Below are 18,270 nucleotides of genomic sequence, written 5' to 3'. Positions count from 1 at the left end.
GGTCAGCGGCCGGTCGTGCCGTCGATCAGTTCGCGGAGGATGTCCGCGTGGCCCGCATGGCGGCCGGTCTCCTCGATCATGTGCGCGAGGGCCCAGCGGACGCTGGGCGCGGGGCGGTCCGGCCGGTGTCGTGGGAGCGGGCCGCCGAGATCGGTGCACCGGTCGAGCACGTCGTTCGCGCGCTTCACCGTCTCGCGGTAGTGGGCCACGACGTCGGCCACGCTGTCGGCGGGTGCGGCCTGGAACGTCGACGGCCAGTCGGTGACGTCGTCGCCGAGGAAGACGGCGCGTTCGACGGACGTCAGGTGGGTGAGCAGTCCGAGCAGGTTCGTGCCCGACCGCACGGCGGCCGTCCGCGCCTGGGGATCGGGGACGCCGTCGACCTTGGCGGCGATCGAGGTCCGGAGGTAGTCGAGGAATGCGCGCAGCACCTCGGCCTCGCCGATCCCGGTGCGGGGCGGCGGGGTGTCACGGCGCACGGTGGATGACCAGCACGTTATCGGTGACTTCGGCGGTACTGCCGTCCGGGCCGGTCGCGATCCTGGTGAGCGCGTCGGCCCGCTCGACCGTCCACGTCGCCGGGTCGAGATCGATCTCCGCCGCGACCTCCACCGGGCTCGGGTGGTGAACGTCAGGGTCCTGGTTCCATGACCACGGCATGGTCGAGCCGTGGTCGACGACCAGCAGCCGCCCGTCCCGGCGCAGCGCGTGCGCGGCCGCGCGCAGAACGGCCGCCCGGTCGAGGTCGAACGGCGTGTGAAGGTAGTGGGCGCAGATCAGGTCGAACGTACCGTCAGGGAACGACACGCCCAGGTCGTGCCGGACGGCGGTGACACGATCACCGGCGAGCGCCGTGAGCCGCTCGACCGCCACGGCCGAGATGTCGGTGGCGGTGACCCGCCACCCCTGACCGGCAAGCCACAGCGCGTCGCCGCCCTCGCCGCATCCGAGGTCCAGCACGTCGCCGGGCGGCAGGCCCGCGACGAGTTCGGCGAGCCGGGCGTTCGGCCGCGGGTCGGTGGCCACCGGCCGGGAGGCGTAGACCTCATCCCAGAAATCCATGAGCTCAGTCTCGACGGGACATACCGATCTGGCACGAAATCTTGCTGTTTCGGCAAGATGGCTCCATGGACCCTGAACTCGACGCGGTACTCGACGCGGTCGGCCCGCGACTGCGAGCACTGCGGCGTCATCGCGGCATCACCCTCGCCGACCTCGCGACGACGACAGGAGTGTCGGAAAGCACGCTGTCCCGGCTGGAGAGCGGGCAGCGCCGGGCGACCCTGGAGTTACTGCTGCCGCTGGCCCGCACCTACGACGTCCCGCTGGACGACCTGGTCGGCGCCCCACGCACCGGCGACCCCCGGATCCACCTCACGCCGATCCGGAGGTTCGGGATGACCTTCGTGCCGCTCTCCCGGCGGCCGGGCGGGGTACAGGCCTTCAAGATGATCATCCCGTCCCGGGTGGATCCGCTGGTCCCGGCGCCGCAGACCCACGACGGCTTCGAATGGCTCTACGTACTCAATGGGCATCTGCGGCTCGTTCTCGGCGAGCGCGACCTGACGCTGCCGCCCGGCGAGGCGGCCGAGTTCGACACGTCCCTGCCGCACTGGCTGGGCAGCGCCGACGGCGGGGTGGTCGAACTCCTCATCCTGTTCGACCCGCAGGGGATGCGGACACACGTACACTGACCTCAGTAGCCAAATTTGGCTAGTCGAAGGAGACACGTGGCCAACGAGAGAACCGTCCCGTTACTGCCCTGCCGGTCGATCGACGAGATCGCCGACTTCTACCGTGCGCTGGGCTTCACCCAGATCTACTACCAGACCCGCCCCAACCCCTACGTGTCGATGAAGCGGGAGGACCTCCAGCTCGACTTCTTCGGGATGCCCGGCTTCGAGCCCGCCGACTCCTACGGGACGTGCGTGGTGGCGGTGCCCGACACGGGCCTGCTGTTCGCGGCGTTCGCCGAGGGGATGCGGGCGGCCTACGGCAAGCTCCTGGTGTCGGGGATCCCCCGGATAACCCGTCCGCGCAAGCGGAAGAACTCCGACGACGTGTCCGGGTTCTCGGTCATCGATCCGGGTGGCAACTGGATCAGGATCTTCGCCGACTCGGCCGGGCCGTCCCAGCCGGAACCGGCCCCGGGCACGCTCGCCGCCGCGCTGCGGAACGCCGTCGTGCAGGGCGATTCCCGGGGCGAGCACGTCCAGGCGGCCAGGATCCTGGACACCGCGCTCCGCCGCGAGCAGGACACCACGCCGCGGGCCGACCTGGTGGAGGCGCTGACCTACCGGGCCGAGCTCGCGCTGCGGGCCGACGACCCGGCGCACGCCCGTGAGCTCATCGTCCGGGCGCGGGAGCTCGCGGTGTCCGATGCCGAGCGGGAAGCACTCGACGATCTGGCCGGCGCACTCCCGGCCTGAAGGGAACCTCACATGTCCGTGGTCCGGCTGCTGGTGCTCGGCGCGATCCGGAGGCGGGGCCGGGCCCACGGCTATCTGGTCCGCTCCGACCTGGAGACCTGGGGTGCGCACGAGTGGTCCAACGCCACGTCCGGCTCGATCTACCACGCCCTGAAGTCCCTGACCGGGGAGGGCTGCCTGCTCGTCCACGAGACCACCCCCAGCGAGGCGGGCGGGCCCCCGCGCATGGAATACGAACTGACGGGTGACGGCGAGCGGGCCTACTTCGCCCTGCTGCGCAAAGCGCTCTCCAGTCGTGACCCCCGGCTCGACCTGCTCGCGGCGGCCGTCGGGCTCATCGACGACCTTCCCCGCGCCGAGGCCATCGGCCTGCTCAGGCAGCGCGCGCTGGCGATGGACCGGTGGCGCGAGAGCGTCACCCGGGAGATCCCGCCCGGCGCCGACCTCGACGACTGGGGGCCGGTCGGGGCCGTACTCGAACTCTGGCTGCACACCGCCGACAGCCGCACCGCCTGGACACATCGAATGATCAATCGCCTCGAACAGGGCGCGTACCGGATGGCCGACGACGAATCATGAGCTACTGTTCTAGAACAGTAGCTCATGAGAGAAGGCGATCATGGACGTGATGACCGACCCCGGGACCACCGGGAGGTTCGGCGCCTACGGCGGGCGATATGTGCCGGAGTCGCTGATCCCGGCCTGCCACGAGATCGAGGCGGCGTTCCGGGAGGCCTGGAGTGACACGGAGTTCCGCGGCAGGCTCACCATGCTGCTCTCGGTCTACGCGGGCCGGCCCACTCCGCTGACCCCGGCCTGGCGGCTGTCGCGGGAACTCGGCATCACGCTGCTGCTCAAGCGCGAAGATCTCACCCACACCGGCTCCCACAAGATCAACAACGTAATCGGCCAGGCGCTGCTCGCCCAGCGGATGGGCAAGCGGCGGATCCTGGCCGAGACCGGCGCCGGCCAGCACGGCGTCGCCACCGCCACCGCCGCGGCGCTGCTGGGCCTCGAAGCCACCGTGTTCATGGGCGAGCGCGACATCGAACGGCAGGAGCTCAACGTCCTGCGGATGGAGGTGCTCGGCGCGGAGGTCGTGCCGGTCACCAGTGGGAGCCGCACCCTCAAGGACGCCTGCAACGAGGCGATGCGCCACTGGGTGTCTTCGGTGGACGACTCCTACTACTGCATCGGATCGGTGATGGGCCCGCACCCCTATCCGTGGATGGTCCGCGAGTTCCAGCGGGTGATCGGCGAGGAGGCCCGCGAGCAGTGCGCCGCCGAACTCCCCTACGGCGTGCCCGACTACGTGGTCGCCTGCATCGGCGGCGGCTCCAACGCCGTGGGCACGTTCGCGGGCTTCGTCGACACGGCCGCCCGGCTCGTCGGGGTCGAGGCCGAGGGCGGCGCGGCGGCGACCTTCGGCCGGGCCGGGGTGCTGCACGGCTTCCGCTCGCTGGTCCTCCAGAACGACGACGGCCAGGTCACCGAGGCCCATTCGGTCGCGGCCGGCCTCGACTATCCGGGAATCGGCCCCGAGCACGCCCATCTGCGCGACGCCGGGCGGGCCCGCTACGAGACCGTGAACGACGACGAGGTGATCCGGGCGCTGCGCCGCCTGGCCCACACCGAGGGGATCCTGGCCGCGCTGGAGTCCTCCCACGCTCTGGCCTGGGTGATCCGGGCCGCCGAGTCCGGTGGGATCGCGCCGGGGTCGACCGTGATGCTGACCCTCTCCGGCCGTGGCGACAAGGACATCGCCTCCATCAAGGAGATGCTGTGAACGCGTCCCTGGAAGAGTTCCTGATCGCCCGCCGCGACACGGGGCGTTCGCTGCTGGTGCCCTACGTCACCGCCGGAGTCACCCCGAAATGGACGGAGGTCGTCCACGCCTACGTCGACGCCGGAGCCGACGCCGTCGAGGTGGGCTTCCCCTTCTCCGATCCGATGCTGGACGGGGTCACGATCCAGGAGGCCTCGGATCGGGCGCTCGCGGCCGGGACCACGGTCAGGGGGATCCTCGACGAGGTCGCCACGCTCGACGTCGACGTGCCGGTCGTCGCGATGACGTACAGCAACCTGGTCTTTCAGCGGAGCGCCGCCGAGTTCTGCGCGGCGCTTCGCGGGAGCGGGCTGCGCGGGCTGATCGTGCCCGACTCGCCGCTGGAGGAGGTCGGCGACCTGGCGGACGCGGCGGCGGCCGAGGGCCTGGACCTGGTGCTGCTCGCCGCGCCGTCGTCGTCCCGGGCGAGGCTGCGCGAGATCGCCGGGCGCAGCCGGGGTTTCGTGTACGCCCTGACCCGCATGGGCACCACCGGCGAGGGCGGCGAGATCTCCGAGCAGGCCGCCCGGCTCGGCCGTGAGCTGAAGGAGCTCACCGACCGGCCGGTCCTGTTCGGCTTCGGGGTGGCGGGCCCGGAGCGGGCCGCCGAACTGGCGGATCACGCCGACGGCGTCGTGGTGGCCTCGGCGTTGATGCGCCGGCTCCTCGACGGCGCGGGGGCGGGCGAGCTGGGAGAATATGTGTCGAGCATTCGACGCGCACTCGACCAGGGAGCCAGATGGGCAGTACACCCCGCTACCGCGCCATCGCCGACGACCTGACGGAGAAGATCAGGTCGGGCCACTACCGCGCGGGCGAGGCGCTGCCCGCGCAACGTGAGCTCAGCGCCTCCTACGGCGTGACGATGATGACGCTGCGGCAGGCACTGCAGGTCCTCAGCGGCGAGGGCCTGATCGTCCAGCGGGCCGGTCGCGGCACCTACGTGACGCCGGCCAGCGCGGAGTATCCCCTCGACACGCTGCGCAGCCTCGGCGACGACCTCCGCAGGCAGGGCTACCCGCTGCGGACCGAGGTGCTGTCGGCCGCGATCCGCCCGGTACCGCGCTCACTGCCGCTCGACGACGGCAGGGCTCTCAGACTGGTTCGGGTACGCCATCTCATGGGCCGCCCGGCCGTCCATCAGATCTCCTGGATCGCCGAGCCCCACGCCTCGGCGATCAAGGGGACCGATTTCACCGAGACCCCGCTCTACACCGCGCTCGCCGAGGCCGGCGCGCGCGTGCACCGGGCGACCGAACGGATCAGGCCCGCCCTGCTGACCGCCCCGGTGGCCGAGGCGCTGCGGCATCCGGAGGGCGGCCCGGTCTTCGTCAGCGAACGGGCGACCTACCACGAGCGGGGCGACCTGCTCGTCGTCGACCACGCCACGATCCTCGGCGAGTTCATGGAGATCAGGACCGAACGCAAGACCACGGACCTGTCACTCCAGTGGGTCTCCCCGCACTGACGTGTCCGCCGCCGCTCTCAAACGTGGCGGAATCGTCGCGACATCCAGGTATCAGACCGGCGCGAGCGTGCTCCATACACGCAGAACCGTGAATCGGCCTGGAGGGATCGACCCATGCACAAGAACATCGACTCCGTTCGTCGCACCACGATCGAGGCGTTCTACGACAACGAGATCATCGTCGACTCCACCCAGACGCATGAGGTCCTCGGCCTGATCGAGCGCTGGGCGGGCACGGGCCCCGCCGCATGGTCGATGCTCGGGGAGAGCGAGGCGCTCGGCCTGGACTGGGTCGAGGTGACGGGCCTGCCCGATGTCGTCACCACGTTGCGGGCCATTCCCGGCCTGGAGGACGAGGCTCAGCGCGCCAGCGAGCGGATCTACCCCGACGCTCCGGTGACGGACCTCGACCTGCTGCTGCACGCGCTGCGCGCGCAGTCGCCGAACTGGATCGTCGGCAAGCACCGCCTGCTCGACAGCATCGAGGGCGAGCCTTACACCGGTGGGACCGGCACGATTCCGGTGGGGCTGGCGAGCGGCGCCCCGTTGGAGCGCCGCGAGGCGATCGAGGGCAGGCGGCTGCGGGTCGGCGTCCTCGACACCCCGGTCGGGAACCACCCCCAGCTCACCGGCCGCTTTCTCGCCGACACCGGTGACCTCCTGACCGAGCGGACCCCGCTGCCCATGCTCGCCGGGCACGCCATGGCGGTCGCGGGGATCATCGCGGACCGCGCTCCGGCGGCCGAGCTGATCGTCAGGTCCTGCCTGGACGAGACCGGCGTCAACGCGTCGTCCTGGGACGTCGCGACGAAGATGATGTCCCTCGCGGACGAGGGCGTGAATGTGCTCAACCTCTCCTTCGCCGGCTTCACCGCCGACGACGAACCCCCTCTGGTCATCGGCAGGGCGGTCGAACGGCTCGTGGACCGGATGACCCTAGTGGCGGCCGTGGGCAACCACGGCAGGGTCGACCCGTCGGCGACGGGCGAGCACCCCATGGTCACCCCCGGGTCCAAGGCGTTTCCGGCGGCCTGCGCGCGCGTGATCGCGGTGGGCGCGGCCACCAAGGGCGTGCGGCCGGAGTTCAGCCCGAACGTGCCGTGGGTCTCCCTCGTGGCTCCGGGAGAGGACGTCGAGTGCCTCTACCTCACGGGTCAGGTCGTGGTGGACAAGCACGGCGCCGAGAAGCCCTACGAGGGTTACGCCGCCTGGAGCGGCACCTCGTTCGCGGCCGCCGCGGTGAGCGGCGCCATCGCCGATCTGGCGCACCGGCACCAGATCTCCCCGAGCGAAGCGTGTGACCTGCTCCTTCGCCGGAGCCCGGCGCAGATGCGCCCGGAACGCCATGAGGACGTCCAACCACCCGAGCCAGGGTGAACCCAGAGTGAGGAGTCTGGATGCGGGATGACCCGGAAGTCATCGCGTTGGTCGCACGGGCCCGCAAGGGCGATCAGGCGGCCTGGGACGAGATCGTCGAACGGTATTCACCCTTGGTGTGGGCCATCTGCCTGCGCTACCGTCTCACCCGGCCCGACTCCGACGATGTCGCGCAGGTGGTGTGGTTGCGCCTGGTGGAGAACCTCGACACGCTGCGCGAACCCGCGGCACTGGCCGGATGGCTGGCGACGACCGCGCAGCGGGAGTGCCTGCGCGTGTCCAGAAACCTCCGCAAGGTTCAGGGGGCCGAGTCGCCCCTCACCTTCGATCCGGAGACGGAGTCGACCGTGATCGACCAGGAACTCGAACGGGCGGAGCGACACGCCGCGCTCCTCCGTGGCCTCGCCCAGTTACCGGCCCGCTGCCGGTGTCTTCTCGAGCTGTGCCTGCAGGAGGAGTCCCTGTCGTACACGGAGATCAGTGCGCGGCTCGGCGTGCCGGTCGGCGGAATCGGGCCGACCCGCGCTCGCTGCCTGGCCAAGCTTCGCCGCATTCTGGAAGGGCACGGCGATGCCGGACGAATCTGAGAGACACCCCGATGAGCGGCTCCTCGCCGAGCTGACCGAGGCGGTCAGCCGCCGGCGGCACGTTCCGCGCGAAGCGATCGAGGCGGGCAAGGCCGCTTTCGGCCTGCGTGGCTTCGACGCCGAGATCGCCCAGCTGGTGATCGAGTCGGCGGCGCTCGACGGCTCCCTGCTGCTCAGGGCCGAAACCGCGGCGCTGACCTCCCTGACGTTCCAGTCGGCCCACCTGCGCATCGACCTCGGGATCCTCGACGACGCGCTGATCGGCCAGCTCGACCCCGACGAGGAGGCCCGCGTGGAAGTCCGCGGGCGCACGGGCGGCACTCGCGAGGTCGCGGCCGACGAGGTCGGCGGATTCACCATCCGGCCGATTCCGAAAAGCGGCTTCCATCTGTACGTGCGCACCGCGAGCGGCCTCGAGGTCGTCACCACCTGGGTGACGCTCTAGGTCACCCAATCGGTCCGCACCGACCGGCCCTCGTAGGTCCAGCTGAGGGAGAAGCTCTCCGGCGGCGGGGGCTGGATGACGAAGCACCCCGTGTCGTCGACGGGGGAACCGGTGGTCTCGCCGTTCCTGAGCCGGTTCACGACGGTCGTCCGCTGTGGCGGCAGGAACTGGCCGAAAAGCGCCTCCGGGCCGACCTCGACCTCCAGGGTCAGGTCGCGCACCTCGAAGATCAGGAACCGGTGGTCTCCCCGGACGCTGGTGAGGAGCCGGTCGTCGAGCGCCGAGTCGTACACGAGACCGGCGAGTTCGGCGTCGACGTCGTGCCACGCGAACGCGGCCTTCGCGGCGTCGACCACCTCCCGGGGCACGGCGCTCCGGGTCCGCGCCATGTCCCGGAGCGCGGCCAGCAACCGGTCGTCGTCGTCCCAGCCGGTCATCACCGTTCTCCCTTGTCCGCCAGGGCCACGAGTTCGGGACACGCGCGCAGTTTGGCCAGGCAGCGGACGCGGGCCGGGCCGATGCCGGCGACCGGCAGGTCGAGCTTCGCGACGTCCTCGGCTTCGCGTCCGGCCAGGCCGTGCCGGAGGCAGATGGCCCACACCAGCGGGGAGTAGCGTTCGACGAGTTCGTTCCAGGCGTGCCGGTCACCGGCGCACACCCGGCCGACCAGAGCCGCGACCGGAAGATCCTCGCTCATGCCGTCATTGTCGTACGGCATCGGCTCCGCGCGGAAGCGGTACGGCCGGAGCCGGACGCGCGGGGTCGCCATGTCGATGACCATGAGATTCCTCCATTGTTCGCGCTGTCGTCTTACCGGAGGACGCCGTCTCCTGCGCTGATACGAAACATCCGAACCCGGTGTATCAGACGCCCGCGGATGTGCTCCGAACTGTCGAAGCGACGGGACACCGGAGGTTGGAGAACCATGGCAGACGCAAGCCCCCCGAAGAAGAGGACCAAAGGCAAGGCCCCGGCCGTGCCCGGACAGCAGGAGACGGTGGCGGAGGTCATCCGGACGATGGAGACCGCCCGCGAACTCGGCGCCGCCGCCGAGCGGCCCCCGCTCACCGTGGGCGAGTCGGCGGCCGACTCCAACGTGGCGGACGAACTGGCCGGCAACGGCGTCGCCTTCGGCGAGTTCGTGAAGAGCGTCGGCCTCGCCGTCGCGGCCGCGCAGTCGGAGCTGGACAAGAACCTCCGCGAGACGGCCAAGGCGATCTCCGACACCCAGATCGACGTCATCGCCGTCTTCGAGCAGGTGGTCGACGACGAGGACGGCTCGATGAAAAGGGGCGAGATCCACATGCAGAAGCTGCCCCTGATCAACTACCTGATGCCGACGGCCTACCAGTGGTCGCGCGTCTACCTCGAGGCCGACGCCAACGTGCAGGAGTTCAACTCCCGCAGCGGCATCAACGTCCAGCAGCGGGCCTTCCGCGCGGGCGGCTCGGTCAGCGGCAGCTTCGGCCTCTTCGGCGGCGGGGTGCGCGCGTCCGCGAGCACGTCATACAGCAACACCAGTACGGGCGTCGACGCGTCGTACAGCCAGGATGTCGCCGCCGGGAAGCTGCACATGGAGGCGACGCTCGAACCGCGCGCCGACGTGCAGCTGCCCAAGCCCTTCGTGCTGCAGAAGGGACCTCGTCTCGAACTCCTGGTCAGCGCGCGGTTCGACGTGCACCAGGACGGTGACACCACCAAGCCGGTCATCGCCCACAGGGCCACCGTCACCGCCCTGCTCAGGAAGACCGACGGCGAACCGCACGGCACCAAGAGCCTGTCGGTCAGCATCAGCGAGCCGACGCTCAACTACACCAGCACCGGCGAGACCGACGCCCAGGGCAAGATGACGATCGAGATCACCCGGACGATCGCGACCCCCGACCAGGACCAGCCGGTGCAGGCCGTGCTGCGGGTCAGCTTCGGCCTGGTCACGCAGTCGGCCGGGATCACGGTCTGAGGCGCCGGGCATGACCGCGCTCACCGAGTTCCACGGCGTCCAGGACAGCGTCACCTGGCGGCTGACCGGCTCCGGCGTGGAGATCAGCGGCAGCGGCGTCGAACGGACCCGGGGCCGGCCCCTCACGGTCACCCGGGTCTGGGAGGGGTACGCGCGGCAGATCAACCTCACCGCCAAGGCGTACGGGATCCCCGCCGAGCTGATCGTGGCGTGCGTCTGCACCGAGTCGGGCGGAGATCCCGACGCGGTCAGGGAGGAGCCCGGCTACACCTCGGACGAGGCCACGCCCCACCGGGTGAGCGCCGGACTCACCCGGACCCTGATCTCGACGGCCCGGGAGACGCTCCGGCTCAGTCTCGACCGGGCGTGGCTGCTGGTCCCCGGCAACTCGATCATGGCCGGTACGGCCTACATGGCCAGACAGGCCAGGGAGACCTCGCTCGACCCGCCGCTGGTGGCCGCCGCCTACAACGCGGGGCGGCTGCGTTACCAGGGCGGCGCGGGCAACCGGTGGAAGCTGCGGCAGTATCCGATCGGCACGGGCACGCACGTCGACCGGTTCGTCCGCTTCTTCAACGACGCGGTCGCCGTGCTCGGGAGCCACTCCACCCGGCCGTCGGTGTCGGTCGACGTCCTGCTCGCGGGTTCGCCGCAGGTCAAGAGGAACAGCGCGGCCCAGGAGCCCGTCATCCGCTGGGCCGATCGGGCCAACCGCGCGGTGGTGCCCGACTACGCGATCACCGTGCTGACCGACCTGCTGCGCGCCGCGTCGCTGTCGGACGCGCTGGTCACCAGCACCCAGCGCACCCCCGCCGACCAGGCCAGGGCCATGTACGACAACTGCGAGCGACACGGCGCCGAGGCGCAGAAGAACCTCTACGGCAAGTACGGCGACCAGATCATCGACGTCTACACCACCGCGAAAGCCGCCGGTCGCGACCCCGGCCAGATCAAGGCGGACATGACACGGAAGATCGTCGACGTCGGCCCCAAGAACGTGTCCCTGCACACCGCCGACCCCCGGACGCTCGCCGTCATCGACGTCGCCCCGAGTTCGATCCGCGACCGGGCCGCCTTCGAACGGGCGGTGAAGGCCGACGCGCGGGTGGCCCGCTTCCTGCGACCGCCCGACGATCCCGCCTACCACCTCGAGATCCCGAAGCCATGAGCGTGGCGCTCACCGGGCTGCTGGCCGCCTTGGGCGGCGGGATCGTCGACGCCCAATTGGAGTTGGACGAGAGGGCTCGCGACAGCCTCGACGCGTTCGGCGAGACGGGGGTCCCGCCCACCGCGTTCACCTGGTCGTCGGTGCGCCTGTCCGTCCCGCTCGCCATGCGGCTGAAGGGTTCGTCGCTGGTGGCCACGGGGCCGGACGGCGGAGCCACGCTCACCGTACGTCTGGCGTACCTGCCGGCCGAACAGGAGGACGAGTGAACGGCATCGTGCTGAACCGGGCCGATCGATCGGCCGTGGCCGGGGCGATCGTGGGAGCCTGGCGCTCAGACCGGGAAGAGCTGATCGGGATCGATTCCACCGGCGCCGACGGCCGCTTCGACCTCGACCTGCCGGTCGGCCGGGGCGACCGGGGCGACGTCGTGCTGCGCACGTTCTGGGGCCGGGGCGCCGACGACCGGGATCCGCGCGCGCTGGTCTCCGTGATCCAGATCCCGGTTCCGGGGCGGCTGATCCCCCTGGGTCAGACCGTCATCTGGCTCGACCGGGTGGACCGCGGCCACCGGCCGGCGTTCGGCCGCGCGCTGATCGACGGCGATCCGGTCAGGGAGGGGCTCACCGTCGTCGCCACCGACCCGGCGGGCGGCAGGCAGAAGGCCGCGATCGGCCGGGGCGGCCGGTTCACGGTGATCGTGGACGAGAACGGCACCGACCTGAGGCTCTGGCTGAGCGGTGGCGATCGGGTCGCCGACTGGCCCGTCTCCCCCGAGCGGCCCGAATCCGACGTCGAGTTCACCGGGGCCGCGACCTGCCGGGCGGCGGGCCGCGTCTCCAGGAAGGCGGACGACGCGCCGCTGCCCCGACTCCGGGTCGAACTCCTCGACCGCGCCGGCCGATGGGTCAACCCCGTCGGCGCCGCGACCACCACCGAGACCGGGGAGTTCGCGCTGACCTTCCCGCACCTGGTCGACCAGTTGCCCGACCCGACGTTCGCCGTCTGGTCGCACGACGAGCGGATCGCGGTGGTCGACTGGGCCGGCGCCTGGACCGGCCCGGTCCTAAACGGAGTGCGGCTGGTCGTGGACGTCGCGCCCGACCGCCCGGTCACCTACCGGCTCGACGTGCAGGCCCTCGACCGGGCCACCCGTCAGCCGGTGCCCGGTCTCCGGGCCGAGGTGTGGGACGCCGCCTTCGCCACGATGGTGAAATAGGCCACCACGGACGGCGACGGGCGCATCTCCGTCGCCGTGCCACCTCGTTCGGAGCTGGGGCTGTGGCTCTACCGCGACGGTGTCCGCGTGGCGGAGCAGCGCGTTCCCCCCACCGCCTGGCACGCCGACCTGGCGTCGGTGTTCTGCGAGGTGGATCTGCCCGCTGCGGCTCCGGCCGTCTATCGCGTCGTGGGCCGCCTCGTCGACCAGGTCGCCTGGTCGGGGATGGCCGGGCTGCGGGTCGAGGCGTGGGACCAGAGTCCCCGGTCGGGTGGTCTGCTCGGGGCCGCGGCGTACACCGCGCGGGACGGTTCCTTCGAACTCGCGCTGCCCGCCGCCGCCCGCCCCGCCCTCCTGTTCCGGGTGTACGCCGCCGACGCCCTCGCCGCCACCTCCACCGACGCGGTGACCTGGGACGACGCGGGCACCGGTTCTGTCCTCCTCCGGATCGCCGCCCTTCCCGGCGCAGGCGGCGAGGTGGTGCTGCACGAACTCGGCGAGACCATCGCGACCGCCGTCAACCGGATGCAGGGCGAACTCGCGCGCTACCCGAGCACCATGGGCGCCTACGTGGTCGACGAGCTCGACTTCAGCGTGCCGGTGGCGGTGCAGCTCGACCGGCTCGGACAGGTGCGGGCCAAGGTGGTCGACCGGGCGCCGGTCGACGAACAGCTCGGCCGCATCCGGATGCGGGTGCGGCCCGTCCTCGGCGCCCAGCTGCCCCGCACCGACCAGCTCGACCAGCCGCTCGCCACGCTTACCGAACTGGGCGCCGACGCGATCGCCAGGCTGAACGCGCTGCGCGTCTACTCGGTGGAGGACCTGGCCCGGCTGGCCGCCACCCCGGCGGGAGCCGCCGCGCTCGCCGCCCTCGGCCTGGGGCTCGACCTCGTCGCGCTCCTCGACAAGGCGGCGCTGCTCGCGCTGGATCTCATCCCCCGGCCCGTCCGCGAGGCGCTCGTCGCCTTGGGGCTCACCGGCGTGCGCGCCTTCGCCTTCCACCCCGACGCCGGAGCGCTCGCCGCCGCGCTGAGCGAGCGGCTGGGTCAGGAGATCACCGTGGACGCGGTGCGCTCCTGGCAGCTCCAGGTCCGCGAACGTCTCACCATCCCTCTTCCCGACTCAGAAAGGACCGGCGATGGATGACATCCGCCCGCTTGGCCGGCGCGCCCCCTCGGACTGGCGGCACGTCGAGCGCTACCCCTACGCGGCGGTGGCCCCGGCCACCGTGCCGGTGGTGGAGCACGCCCTGGCCCTGCCCGCGTTCCGCCGTGAATACGACCAGTCGAAGGAGGGCGCGTGTGTGGGTTTCTCCTCGTCGTGGGCGATGTCCATCCTGAACGGGCCCCTGTACGACGCCCGCTGGCTCTGGGACCGGGCCAAGGAGATCGACGAGTGGCCCGCCACCAACCCCGGCGACAACGAGGGCACCTCGGTCAGGGCCGCCATGGACGTCCTGCGCGACCAGGGGCACTCCCGTCTCGTGCTCGGGCAGCGGCAGGAGCCCTCGGCGGCCGACGGCATCGCGGCCAACCGGTGGGCCACCCGGGTCGACCAGGTCAGGACGTGCATCACGACGGGCGTCCCGGTCGTGCTGGGCTGCAACTGGTATGAGGACTTCGACAAGCCCCGGCGGCGGGGCGACGACGGGCACTGGATCGGCCGGGGCTCTCTCGGTCTCATCCGTGGCGGGCACGCGATCTGCGTCTACGGCGCCTCCGACCGCCTGGGGGCGGTGCGGCTGGTCAACTCCTGGGGATTCGACTATCCGCTGGTGTGGTTGCCCTACACGACGCTGCAACGGTTGATCGACGAGGACGGCGAGGCGACGCTCGTCACCGACCGCTAGACCGGCAGCGCGGGACCGACGCCGGGCAGCGGGACCGCCCCGGCGAGAACCGCCTGGACGGCTGCGGCGGGCAGGACGGCGTTGGCCGCCAGGTGGTCGGCGATCATCCCGGCGACCAGCGGGGCGGCGAACGATGTCCCCTCCCACCTGGCCATTCCGTCGAAGCTCTGGACGGCGGGCGCCTTCGGCGGCTCCCTGTATTCGTAGTCGCCGGTCGCGTAGGCGTTGACCATGCCCTCGCCGAGGGCCCAGACGTCCACCCAGCTGCCGTAGTTGCTGAACCAGGCGCGGTGCTCCTGGTCGGGCCCGAGCGCGCCGACACTGACGGTCCACGACGACGCCGCCGGATAGAACTCCCGATTGCCGCCCTCGTTTCCCGCCGCCGCCACCACGATCGTCCCCGGGTGGTCGGCGTGGAAGAGCTCGAATCCCGGTGATGGCTGGTTGTTGTAGGTGTAGAGCCCGGCGGAGAGGTTCAGCACCGCCGGGACCCGCCGCTTGACCGTGTCGGCCAGCTTGAGGACGATCTTGCTCTCCAGCTCCCCGCCCGACTCGGTGAAGTGGTCGGAGACGTAGACGTCGGAGTGGGGCGCCATGCAGCGGGCGACTCCGGCGGCGAAGGTGCCGTGCCCCGTGTACTGCGGGATGAGGTATCTGCCGTTGGGCAGGAGCGTATCCAGGATGTCGATATCGCCGACGACGCCGTTCAGCCAGGGCGGAAGCGGGCCGGACAGGAGCCCGGTGTCCACGACCTCGATCAGGACCTGGTTCTGCACGCCGGACCGGCTCGCCTTGGGCGGGGGCCACGGGAGCGGCGGTTTCGGCGGCACCGGCTCGCCGCCGGGGCAGAGCCGGGTGATGTGGGTCAGGTGGTTGGGCGTGAACCGCGGCAGATCATCACTCCGCCTCCTTCGGCGCCCGATGCGCTCTTCGAGATACTCGAGCGCGGCGGGCACCGTCCAGAAACCGCGTTCGGCGTTGTCGAGCGACAGCACGGCGAGCCCGGGGTAGACCGGCTCTTCCACCCTCTCGATTCCGGGAAGCGCGTGCATGATCTGCCTGACGTTGTTCCCCCGGTCGAGAGCGAGCAGCCGCCTCGCCTGGTAGACGTAGTCGACGTCGCCGTTCGGCCTGAGAGCGACCTCCAGTTCGACGCCGTCCCTCGCGAGGGAGTTCTGAACATGACGGAACTGCGCTTCGAACACGGAATCCACCGATGCCCCCTTTGTGGCCCCACTGCTTGCGAACGCTACGCCGGTCGTTGAATGTCGGGATATGGCCGACCCGGTGACGAACGGAAGTGCCGAGCTCCTCCCGCTGGCGTTGTCCCGCCCGCACCTGGCCCTCGAACAGGCGCGTAAGGTGCTGGCCCGTGATCCGAGTCCGTTCGAGGCGTCGGTGGCCCGGCAGGCCGTCGGGATCGTCCTGCGGGAGTTCGGCGACATCGACGCGGCGGTGCGGGAACTGCGGACGGCCCGTCATCTCGCCCGTTTGTCGCGGTCGGCCGACCGCGAGGCCGACGTGCTGGCCAGCCTCGGGGTGGCGCTGGTGTTCGCCGGCCGGACGGCGGCGGGCCGCCAGGCGCTCGACCTGGCCGTTCTGAGCTCCGTGGGGTGGTTGCGGGGCCGGAGCCTGCTGCGCCGTGGCGGGGTGCTCGTCGTGCTCGGAGCCCATCGCGAGGCGCTGGCCGATCTGAACGACGCGATCGAGGTGCTGCACCGGGACGACGACCGGATGTGGGAGGCCAGGGCGCTGACCGAACGCGCCTTCTGCCATCTCGCCCTGGGCGCGGTGCGGGAGGCCGCCGACGACCTGGGGCGGGCGGAGGAGATGTTCCGCGCCACCGGGCAGGAGCTGGAGTCGGCCGACGCCGTGGTGCACCGAGGGGTGTTGGCCCTGCGCATCGGCGACCTTCCCGAGGCGCTGGCCTGCTTCGACGCCGCGGCCGACCGCTTCGACCGGCTTGAGGTGTCCGATCCGGCCCTCAGCCTGCACCGGTGCCGCGCGCTGCTCACGGCGGGGCTGGCGGACGAGGCGCTGATCGAGGCCGATTCGGCGATCGACCGGCTGGAAGGGGTGAACGGGCAACCGGCGAAGGTGGCCGAGCTGATGCTGATGGCGGCCGAATGCGCGCTGGCGGCGGATCGCCCGCAACCGGCCCTCGCCCGCGCCGCGACCGCGGTCGAGCTCTTCGAGAAACAGCACCGTCCCTGGTGGCGGGCGCACGCACGGCTCGTTCTGGTCCGCGCGGAGTTCGCCGCCGGACCGCCGACCGCCGGCCTCCTCGCCACCGCCGCCGAGTGCACCATCGAACTGGCCGGCCTGTCCTCCCCCGACCTGCCGCTGAGCCGCCTGGTCGCGGGCCGGCTGGCGCTCGCGCTCGGCCGCGCGTCGACGGCCCGGCACTACCTGACCGACGCCGCCCGGGCGCGGTGGAGCGGCCCGGCGCAGACCCGGACCGTGGGCTGGCTCGCGGAGGCGCTGCTGGCCGAGACGGACGGCGACGCCCGGCGCCTGATGAGAGCCTGCCGACGCGGCCTGGCGGTGATCGAGGAACACCGCGACACCCTCGGCTCGTCGGAACTCCTGGCGCAGGCCACCACCTTCGGCGCCCAGCTGGCCGGGCTGGGCCAGCGCCACGCGCTGGAGCTCGACCGGCCCCGCCTGCTGCTGACGTGGTGCGAACGGTGGCGCGCCGGCGCCCTCGCGATCCACGTGGCACGGTCGTCGGACGACGAAGCGCTCCAGGCCGACCTCGCCGCGGTCCGGGTGGTCTCCAGCAGGCTCGCCGACGTCCGTGCCCAGGGGCTGCCGACCGCCGCGCTGCACGCCGAGCAGCTGCGGCTGGAGCGGGCCGCCAGGGCGCGGGCGCTGCGGACGCGCGCGCCGGGCCGGTCGGCCCCGCTCCCCTTCGACGTGTCCGCCCTGCTGGCGAAGCTCGGCGACGACACGCTCCTCGAACTGGTCGACGTCGACGGTGAGCTGCACGTCCTGCTCTGCGGTTCCGACCGGGTGCGTCGGTTCCCCGCCGGGCGGCTGGATCGGGCCGTCACCCAGATCCACGGTGTCCGGTTCGGGCTCTCCCGCCTGGCCCACGGCCGGTCGACCCTGCGCCCGGACGAGATCCTCGGCCAGGTGGACGCCGCCTCAGCGGCGCTCGAACGCACGCTCTTCGGCGACGCGATGTCCCGTCTCGGCGACGGCGACGTGATCGTCGTCCCGCCCGGACGACTCCACGCCGCCCCCTGGGCGCTGCTGCCCGCCCTGCGCGACCGGGTGCTGAGCGTGGCGCCCTCGGCCACGTCGTGGTCACGCGCCCGGGACTCCCCCGGTGGCGGCGGCGACGTGGTGCTGGTTCGCGGGCCTGGGCTGGCGTCGGGCGGCGAGGAGGTGGTGCGGATCGCCGCCGACTACGTGGATCACCCGCCGCCGGTCGTGCTCGGTGACGGCGGGGCGACCGTCGCCCGGGTGCTGGCGGCCATGGACGGGGCCGGGCTGGCGCACATCGCGGCGCACGGGACCTTCCGCGCCGACAGCCCGCAGTTCTCCGCGCTGCGCGTCGACGACGGCCCCCTGATGGTCTACGACCTGGAGCGGCTCCACCGGCCGCCCCGGCACGTGATCCTGTCGAGCTGCGACTCGGGCCGGGTCGCCGCGGTCGGCTCCGACGAACTGCTCGGCCTGGCCGCCTCCCTGATCCAGCTCGGCACGGCCGGGATCGTGGCCAGCGTGGCCCCGGTGAACGACCGGGCGGCGGTGCCGCTGATGGTCGCCCTGCACAGGGAGCTGCGCGCCGGGTCGCGGCTGCCCGAGGCCCTGCGCGCCGCCCGCCTGGCGGTCGGCACCGACCCGGTCGCCCTGGCCACGGGTTGGTGTTTCCTCGCCCTCGGCTCGGGCTGACCGGTATTTCGGGACGGGTTCCGCCCTCCGTGCTGATGAGGCACGA

21 protein-coding genes are annotated in these 18,270 nt (G+C 71.7%); 16 read left to right on the top strand and 5 right to left on the bottom strand.

Going from position 1 to position 18,270, the window contains the following annotated elements:
• Window positions 1–2: 2 nt before the first annotated feature.
• Both AW272_RS26815 and AW272_RS26810 read right to left on the bottom strand, forming a co-directional pair.
• A complete protein-coding gene (locus AW272_RS26815; RefSeq protein ID WP_245657741.1) occupies window positions 3–479 on the bottom strand; it encodes a DinB family protein in 477 nt (158 codons plus the stop codon).
• Window positions 469–1,062 (bottom strand): class I SAM-dependent methyltransferase, encoded by a 594-nt coding sequence (locus tag AW272_RS26810; protein WP_066370693.1) that lies wholly within the window; start codon window positions 1,060–1,062, stop codon window positions 469–471. The genes AW272_RS26815 and AW272_RS26810 overlap by 11 nt, the downstream gene beginning before the upstream one ends.
• 65 nt (window positions 1,063–1,127) lie before the next feature.
• Here AW272_RS26810 and AW272_RS26805 point away from each other — a divergent pair, with 65 nt between their 5' ends.
• The 9 genes from AW272_RS26805 to AW272_RS26765 all read left to right on the top strand — a co-directional run bounded on the left by AW272_RS26805 (window position 1,128) and on the right by AW272_RS26765 (window position 8,131).
• Complete coding sequence (locus AW272_RS26805) at window positions 1,128–1,694, top strand: helix-turn-helix domain-containing protein (RefSeq protein WP_066370691.1); 567 nt, start codon at window positions 1,128–1,130, stop codon at window positions 1,692–1,694.
• Between the two features lie 36 nt (window positions 1,695–1,730).
• A complete protein-coding gene (locus AW272_RS26800) occupies window positions 1,731–2,429 on the top strand; it encodes a DUF8817 family protein (RefSeq protein ID WP_066370684.1) in 699 nt (232 codons plus the stop codon).
• Window positions 2,430–2,441: 12 nt separating this feature from the next.
• Complete coding sequence (locus AW272_RS26795; protein ID WP_066370680.1) at window positions 2,442–3,008, top strand: PadR family transcriptional regulator; 567 nt, start codon at window positions 2,442–2,444, stop codon at window positions 3,006–3,008.
• 40 nt (window positions 3,009–3,048) lie between these two features.
• Window positions 3,049–4,215, top strand: coding sequence for a tryptophan synthase subunit beta (gene trpB, locus AW272_RS26790; protein ID WP_066370678.1), 1,167 nt, complete (start codon window positions 3,049–3,051; stop codon window positions 4,213–4,215).
• The gene (gene trpA, locus AW272_RS26785; RefSeq protein WP_066370675.1) at window positions 4,212–5,036 is read left to right on the top strand and encodes a tryptophan synthase subunit alpha; all 825 of its coding nucleotides are present in this window, start codon (window positions 4,212–4,214) and stop codon (window positions 5,034–5,036) included. The genes trpB and trpA overlap by 4 nt, the downstream gene beginning before the upstream one ends.
• Window positions 4,994–5,722 carry a GntR family transcriptional regulator gene (locus AW272_RS26780; protein ID WP_066370674.1) on the top strand — a complete coding sequence of 243 codons (729 nt, stop codon included), beginning with the start codon at window positions 4,994–4,996 and terminating at the stop codon, window positions 5,720–5,722. Before trpA ends, AW272_RS26780 begins: the two co-directional genes overlap by 43 nt.
• A 114-nt stretch (window positions 5,723–5,836) precedes the next feature.
• On the top strand, window positions 5,837–7,099 hold the full coding sequence (locus AW272_RS26775; protein WP_066370673.1) for a S8 family peptidase: 1,263 nt from the start codon (window positions 5,837–5,839) through the stop codon (window positions 7,097–7,099).
• A 20-nt stretch (window positions 7,100–7,119) separates the two neighbouring features.
• Window positions 7,120–7,686, top strand: a complete 567-nt coding sequence (locus tag AW272_RS26770) for an RNA polymerase sigma factor (protein ID WP_066370670.1) — start codon at window positions 7,120–7,122, stop codon at window positions 7,684–7,686.
• The gene (locus AW272_RS26765) at window positions 7,670–8,131 is read left to right on the top strand and encodes a hypothetical protein (protein WP_066370662.1); all 462 of its coding nucleotides are present in this window, start codon (window positions 7,670–7,672) and stop codon (window positions 8,129–8,131) included. Before AW272_RS26770 ends, AW272_RS26765 begins: the two co-directional genes overlap by 17 nt.
• Here the strand turns inward: AW272_RS26765 and AW272_RS26760 are convergent.
• Window positions 8,128–8,568: a hypothetical protein gene (locus AW272_RS26760; protein WP_066370660.1), complete on the bottom strand. Its 441-nt coding sequence runs from the start codon at window positions 8,566–8,568 to the stop codon at window positions 8,128–8,130. The two genes, AW272_RS26765 and AW272_RS26760, sit on opposite strands and share 4 nt — an antisense overlap.
• Window positions 8,568–8,912, bottom strand: a complete 345-nt coding sequence (locus AW272_RS26755) for an RNA polymerase sigma factor (protein WP_066370659.1) — start codon at window positions 8,910–8,912, stop codon at window positions 8,568–8,570. The genes AW272_RS26760 and AW272_RS26755 overlap by 1 nt, the downstream gene beginning before the upstream one ends.
• A gap of 144 nt (window positions 8,913–9,056) precedes the next feature.
• Here AW272_RS26755 and AW272_RS26750 point away from each other — a divergent pair, with 144 nt between their 5' ends.
• From AW272_RS26750 to AW272_RS26725, 6 genes are read left to right on the top strand one after another with little or no spacing between them, the layout of a single operon-like run.
• Entirely contained in the window at window positions 9,057–10,091 is a 1,035-nt protein-coding gene (locus tag AW272_RS26750) for a hypothetical protein (RefSeq protein ID WP_157518804.1), read from the top strand.
• A gap of 10 nt (window positions 10,092–10,101) precedes the next feature.
• Complete coding sequence (locus AW272_RS26745; protein ID WP_066370650.1) at window positions 10,102–11,259, top strand: transglycosylase SLT domain-containing protein; 1,158 nt, start codon at window positions 10,102–10,104, stop codon at window positions 11,257–11,259.
• A complete protein-coding gene (locus AW272_RS26740) occupies window positions 11,256–11,525 on the top strand; it encodes a hypothetical protein (RefSeq protein WP_066370647.1) in 270 nt (89 codons plus the stop codon). The genes AW272_RS26745 and AW272_RS26740 overlap by 4 nt, the downstream gene beginning before the upstream one ends.
• The gene (locus AW272_RS26735; protein ID WP_066370645.1) at window positions 11,522–12,475 is read left to right on the top strand and encodes a hypothetical protein; all 954 of its coding nucleotides are present in this window, start codon (window positions 11,522–11,524) and stop codon (window positions 12,473–12,475) included. The genes AW272_RS26740 and AW272_RS26735 overlap by 4 nt, the downstream gene beginning before the upstream one ends.
• A 36-nt stretch (window positions 12,476–12,511) precedes the next feature.
• The gene (locus AW272_RS26730; protein WP_066370638.1) at window positions 12,512–13,621 is read left to right on the top strand and encodes a hypothetical protein; all 1,110 of its coding nucleotides are present in this window, start codon (window positions 12,512–12,514) and stop codon (window positions 13,619–13,621) included.
• Window positions 13,614–14,324, top strand: coding sequence for a C1 family peptidase (locus tag AW272_RS26725; RefSeq protein ID WP_066370635.1), 711 nt, complete (start codon window positions 13,614–13,616; stop codon window positions 14,322–14,324). Before AW272_RS26730 ends, AW272_RS26725 begins: the two co-directional genes overlap by 8 nt.
• On the opposite strand, the gene AW272_RS26720 is transcribed toward AW272_RS26725, so the two are convergent.
• Complete coding sequence (locus AW272_RS26720; RefSeq protein ID WP_157518803.1) at window positions 14,321–15,538, bottom strand: S8/S53 family peptidase; 1,218 nt, start codon at window positions 15,536–15,538, stop codon at window positions 14,321–14,323. The genes AW272_RS26725 and AW272_RS26720 overlap by 4 nt on opposite strands.
• Window positions 15,539–15,611: 73 nt before the next feature.
• On the opposite strand from AW272_RS26720, the gene AW272_RS26715 reads away from it, so the two are divergent.
• A complete protein-coding gene (locus AW272_RS26715) occupies window positions 15,612–18,224 on the top strand; it encodes a CHAT domain-containing protein (RefSeq protein WP_066371124.1) in 2,613 nt (870 codons plus the stop codon).
• Window positions 18,225–18,270: the final 46 nt, after the last annotated feature.

The organism is Herbidospora mongoliensis, from assembly GCF_001570545.1.
In the GTDB taxonomy this organism is placed as follows: Bacteria; Actinomycetota; Actinomycetes; order Streptosporangiales; family Streptosporangiaceae; genus Herbidospora; species Herbidospora mongoliensis.
This window is presented reverse-complemented; position numbering and strand designations above follow the sequence as displayed.

Bases quoted from the DNA above. Each gene is read 5' to 3' on its own strand.
- AW272_RS26760 (WP_066370660.1), bottom strand. From the start codon at position 8,568: ATGACCGGCTGGGACGACGACGACCGGTTGCTGGCCGCGCTCCGGGAC.
- AW272_RS26750 (WP_157518804.1), top strand. From the start codon at position 9,057: ATGGCAGACGCAAGCCCCCCGAAGAAGAGGACCAAAGGCAAGGCCCCG.
- AW272_RS26775 (WP_066370673.1), top strand. From the start codon at position 5,837: ATGCACAAGAACATCGACTCCGTTCGTCGCACCACGATCGAGGCGTTC.
- AW272_RS26795 (WP_066370680.1), top strand. From the start codon at position 2,442: ATGTCCGTGGTCCGGCTGCTGGTGCTCGGCGCGATCCGGAGGCGGGGC.
- AW272_RS26740 (WP_066370647.1), top strand. From the start codon at position 11,256: ATGAGCGTGGCGCTCACCGGGCTGCTGGCCGCCTTGGGCGGCGGGATC.
- AW272_RS26725 (WP_066370635.1), top strand. From the start codon at position 13,614: ATGGATGACATCCGCCCGCTTGGCCGGCGCGCCCCCTCGGACTGGCGG.
- trpB (WP_066370678.1), top strand. From the start codon at position 3,049: ATGGACGTGATGACCGACCCCGGGACCACCGGGAGGTTCGGCGCCTAC.
- AW272_RS26810 (WP_066370693.1), bottom strand. From the start codon at position 1,062: ATGGATTTCTGGGATGAGGTCTACGCCTCCCGGCCGGTGGCCACCGAC.
- AW272_RS26765 (WP_066370662.1), top strand. From the start codon at position 7,670: ATGCCGGACGAATCTGAGAGACACCCCGATGAGCGGCTCCTCGCCGAG.
- AW272_RS26770 (WP_066370670.1), top strand. From the start codon at position 7,120: ATGCGGGATGACCCGGAAGTCATCGCGTTGGTCGCACGGGCCCGCAAG.
- AW272_RS26805 (WP_066370691.1), top strand. From the start codon at position 1,128: ATGGACCCTGAACTCGACGCGGTACTCGACGCGGTCGGCCCGCGACTG.
- AW272_RS26780 (WP_066370674.1), top strand. From the start codon at position 4,994: ATGGGCAGTACACCCCGCTACCGCGCCATCGCCGACGACCTGACGGAG.
- AW272_RS26745 (WP_066370650.1), top strand. From the start codon at position 10,102: ATGACCGCGCTCACCGAGTTCCACGGCGTCCAGGACAGCGTCACCTGG.
- AW272_RS26755 (WP_066370659.1), bottom strand. From the start codon at position 8,912: ATGGTCATCGACATGGCGACCCCGCGCGTCCGGCTCCGGCCGTACCGC.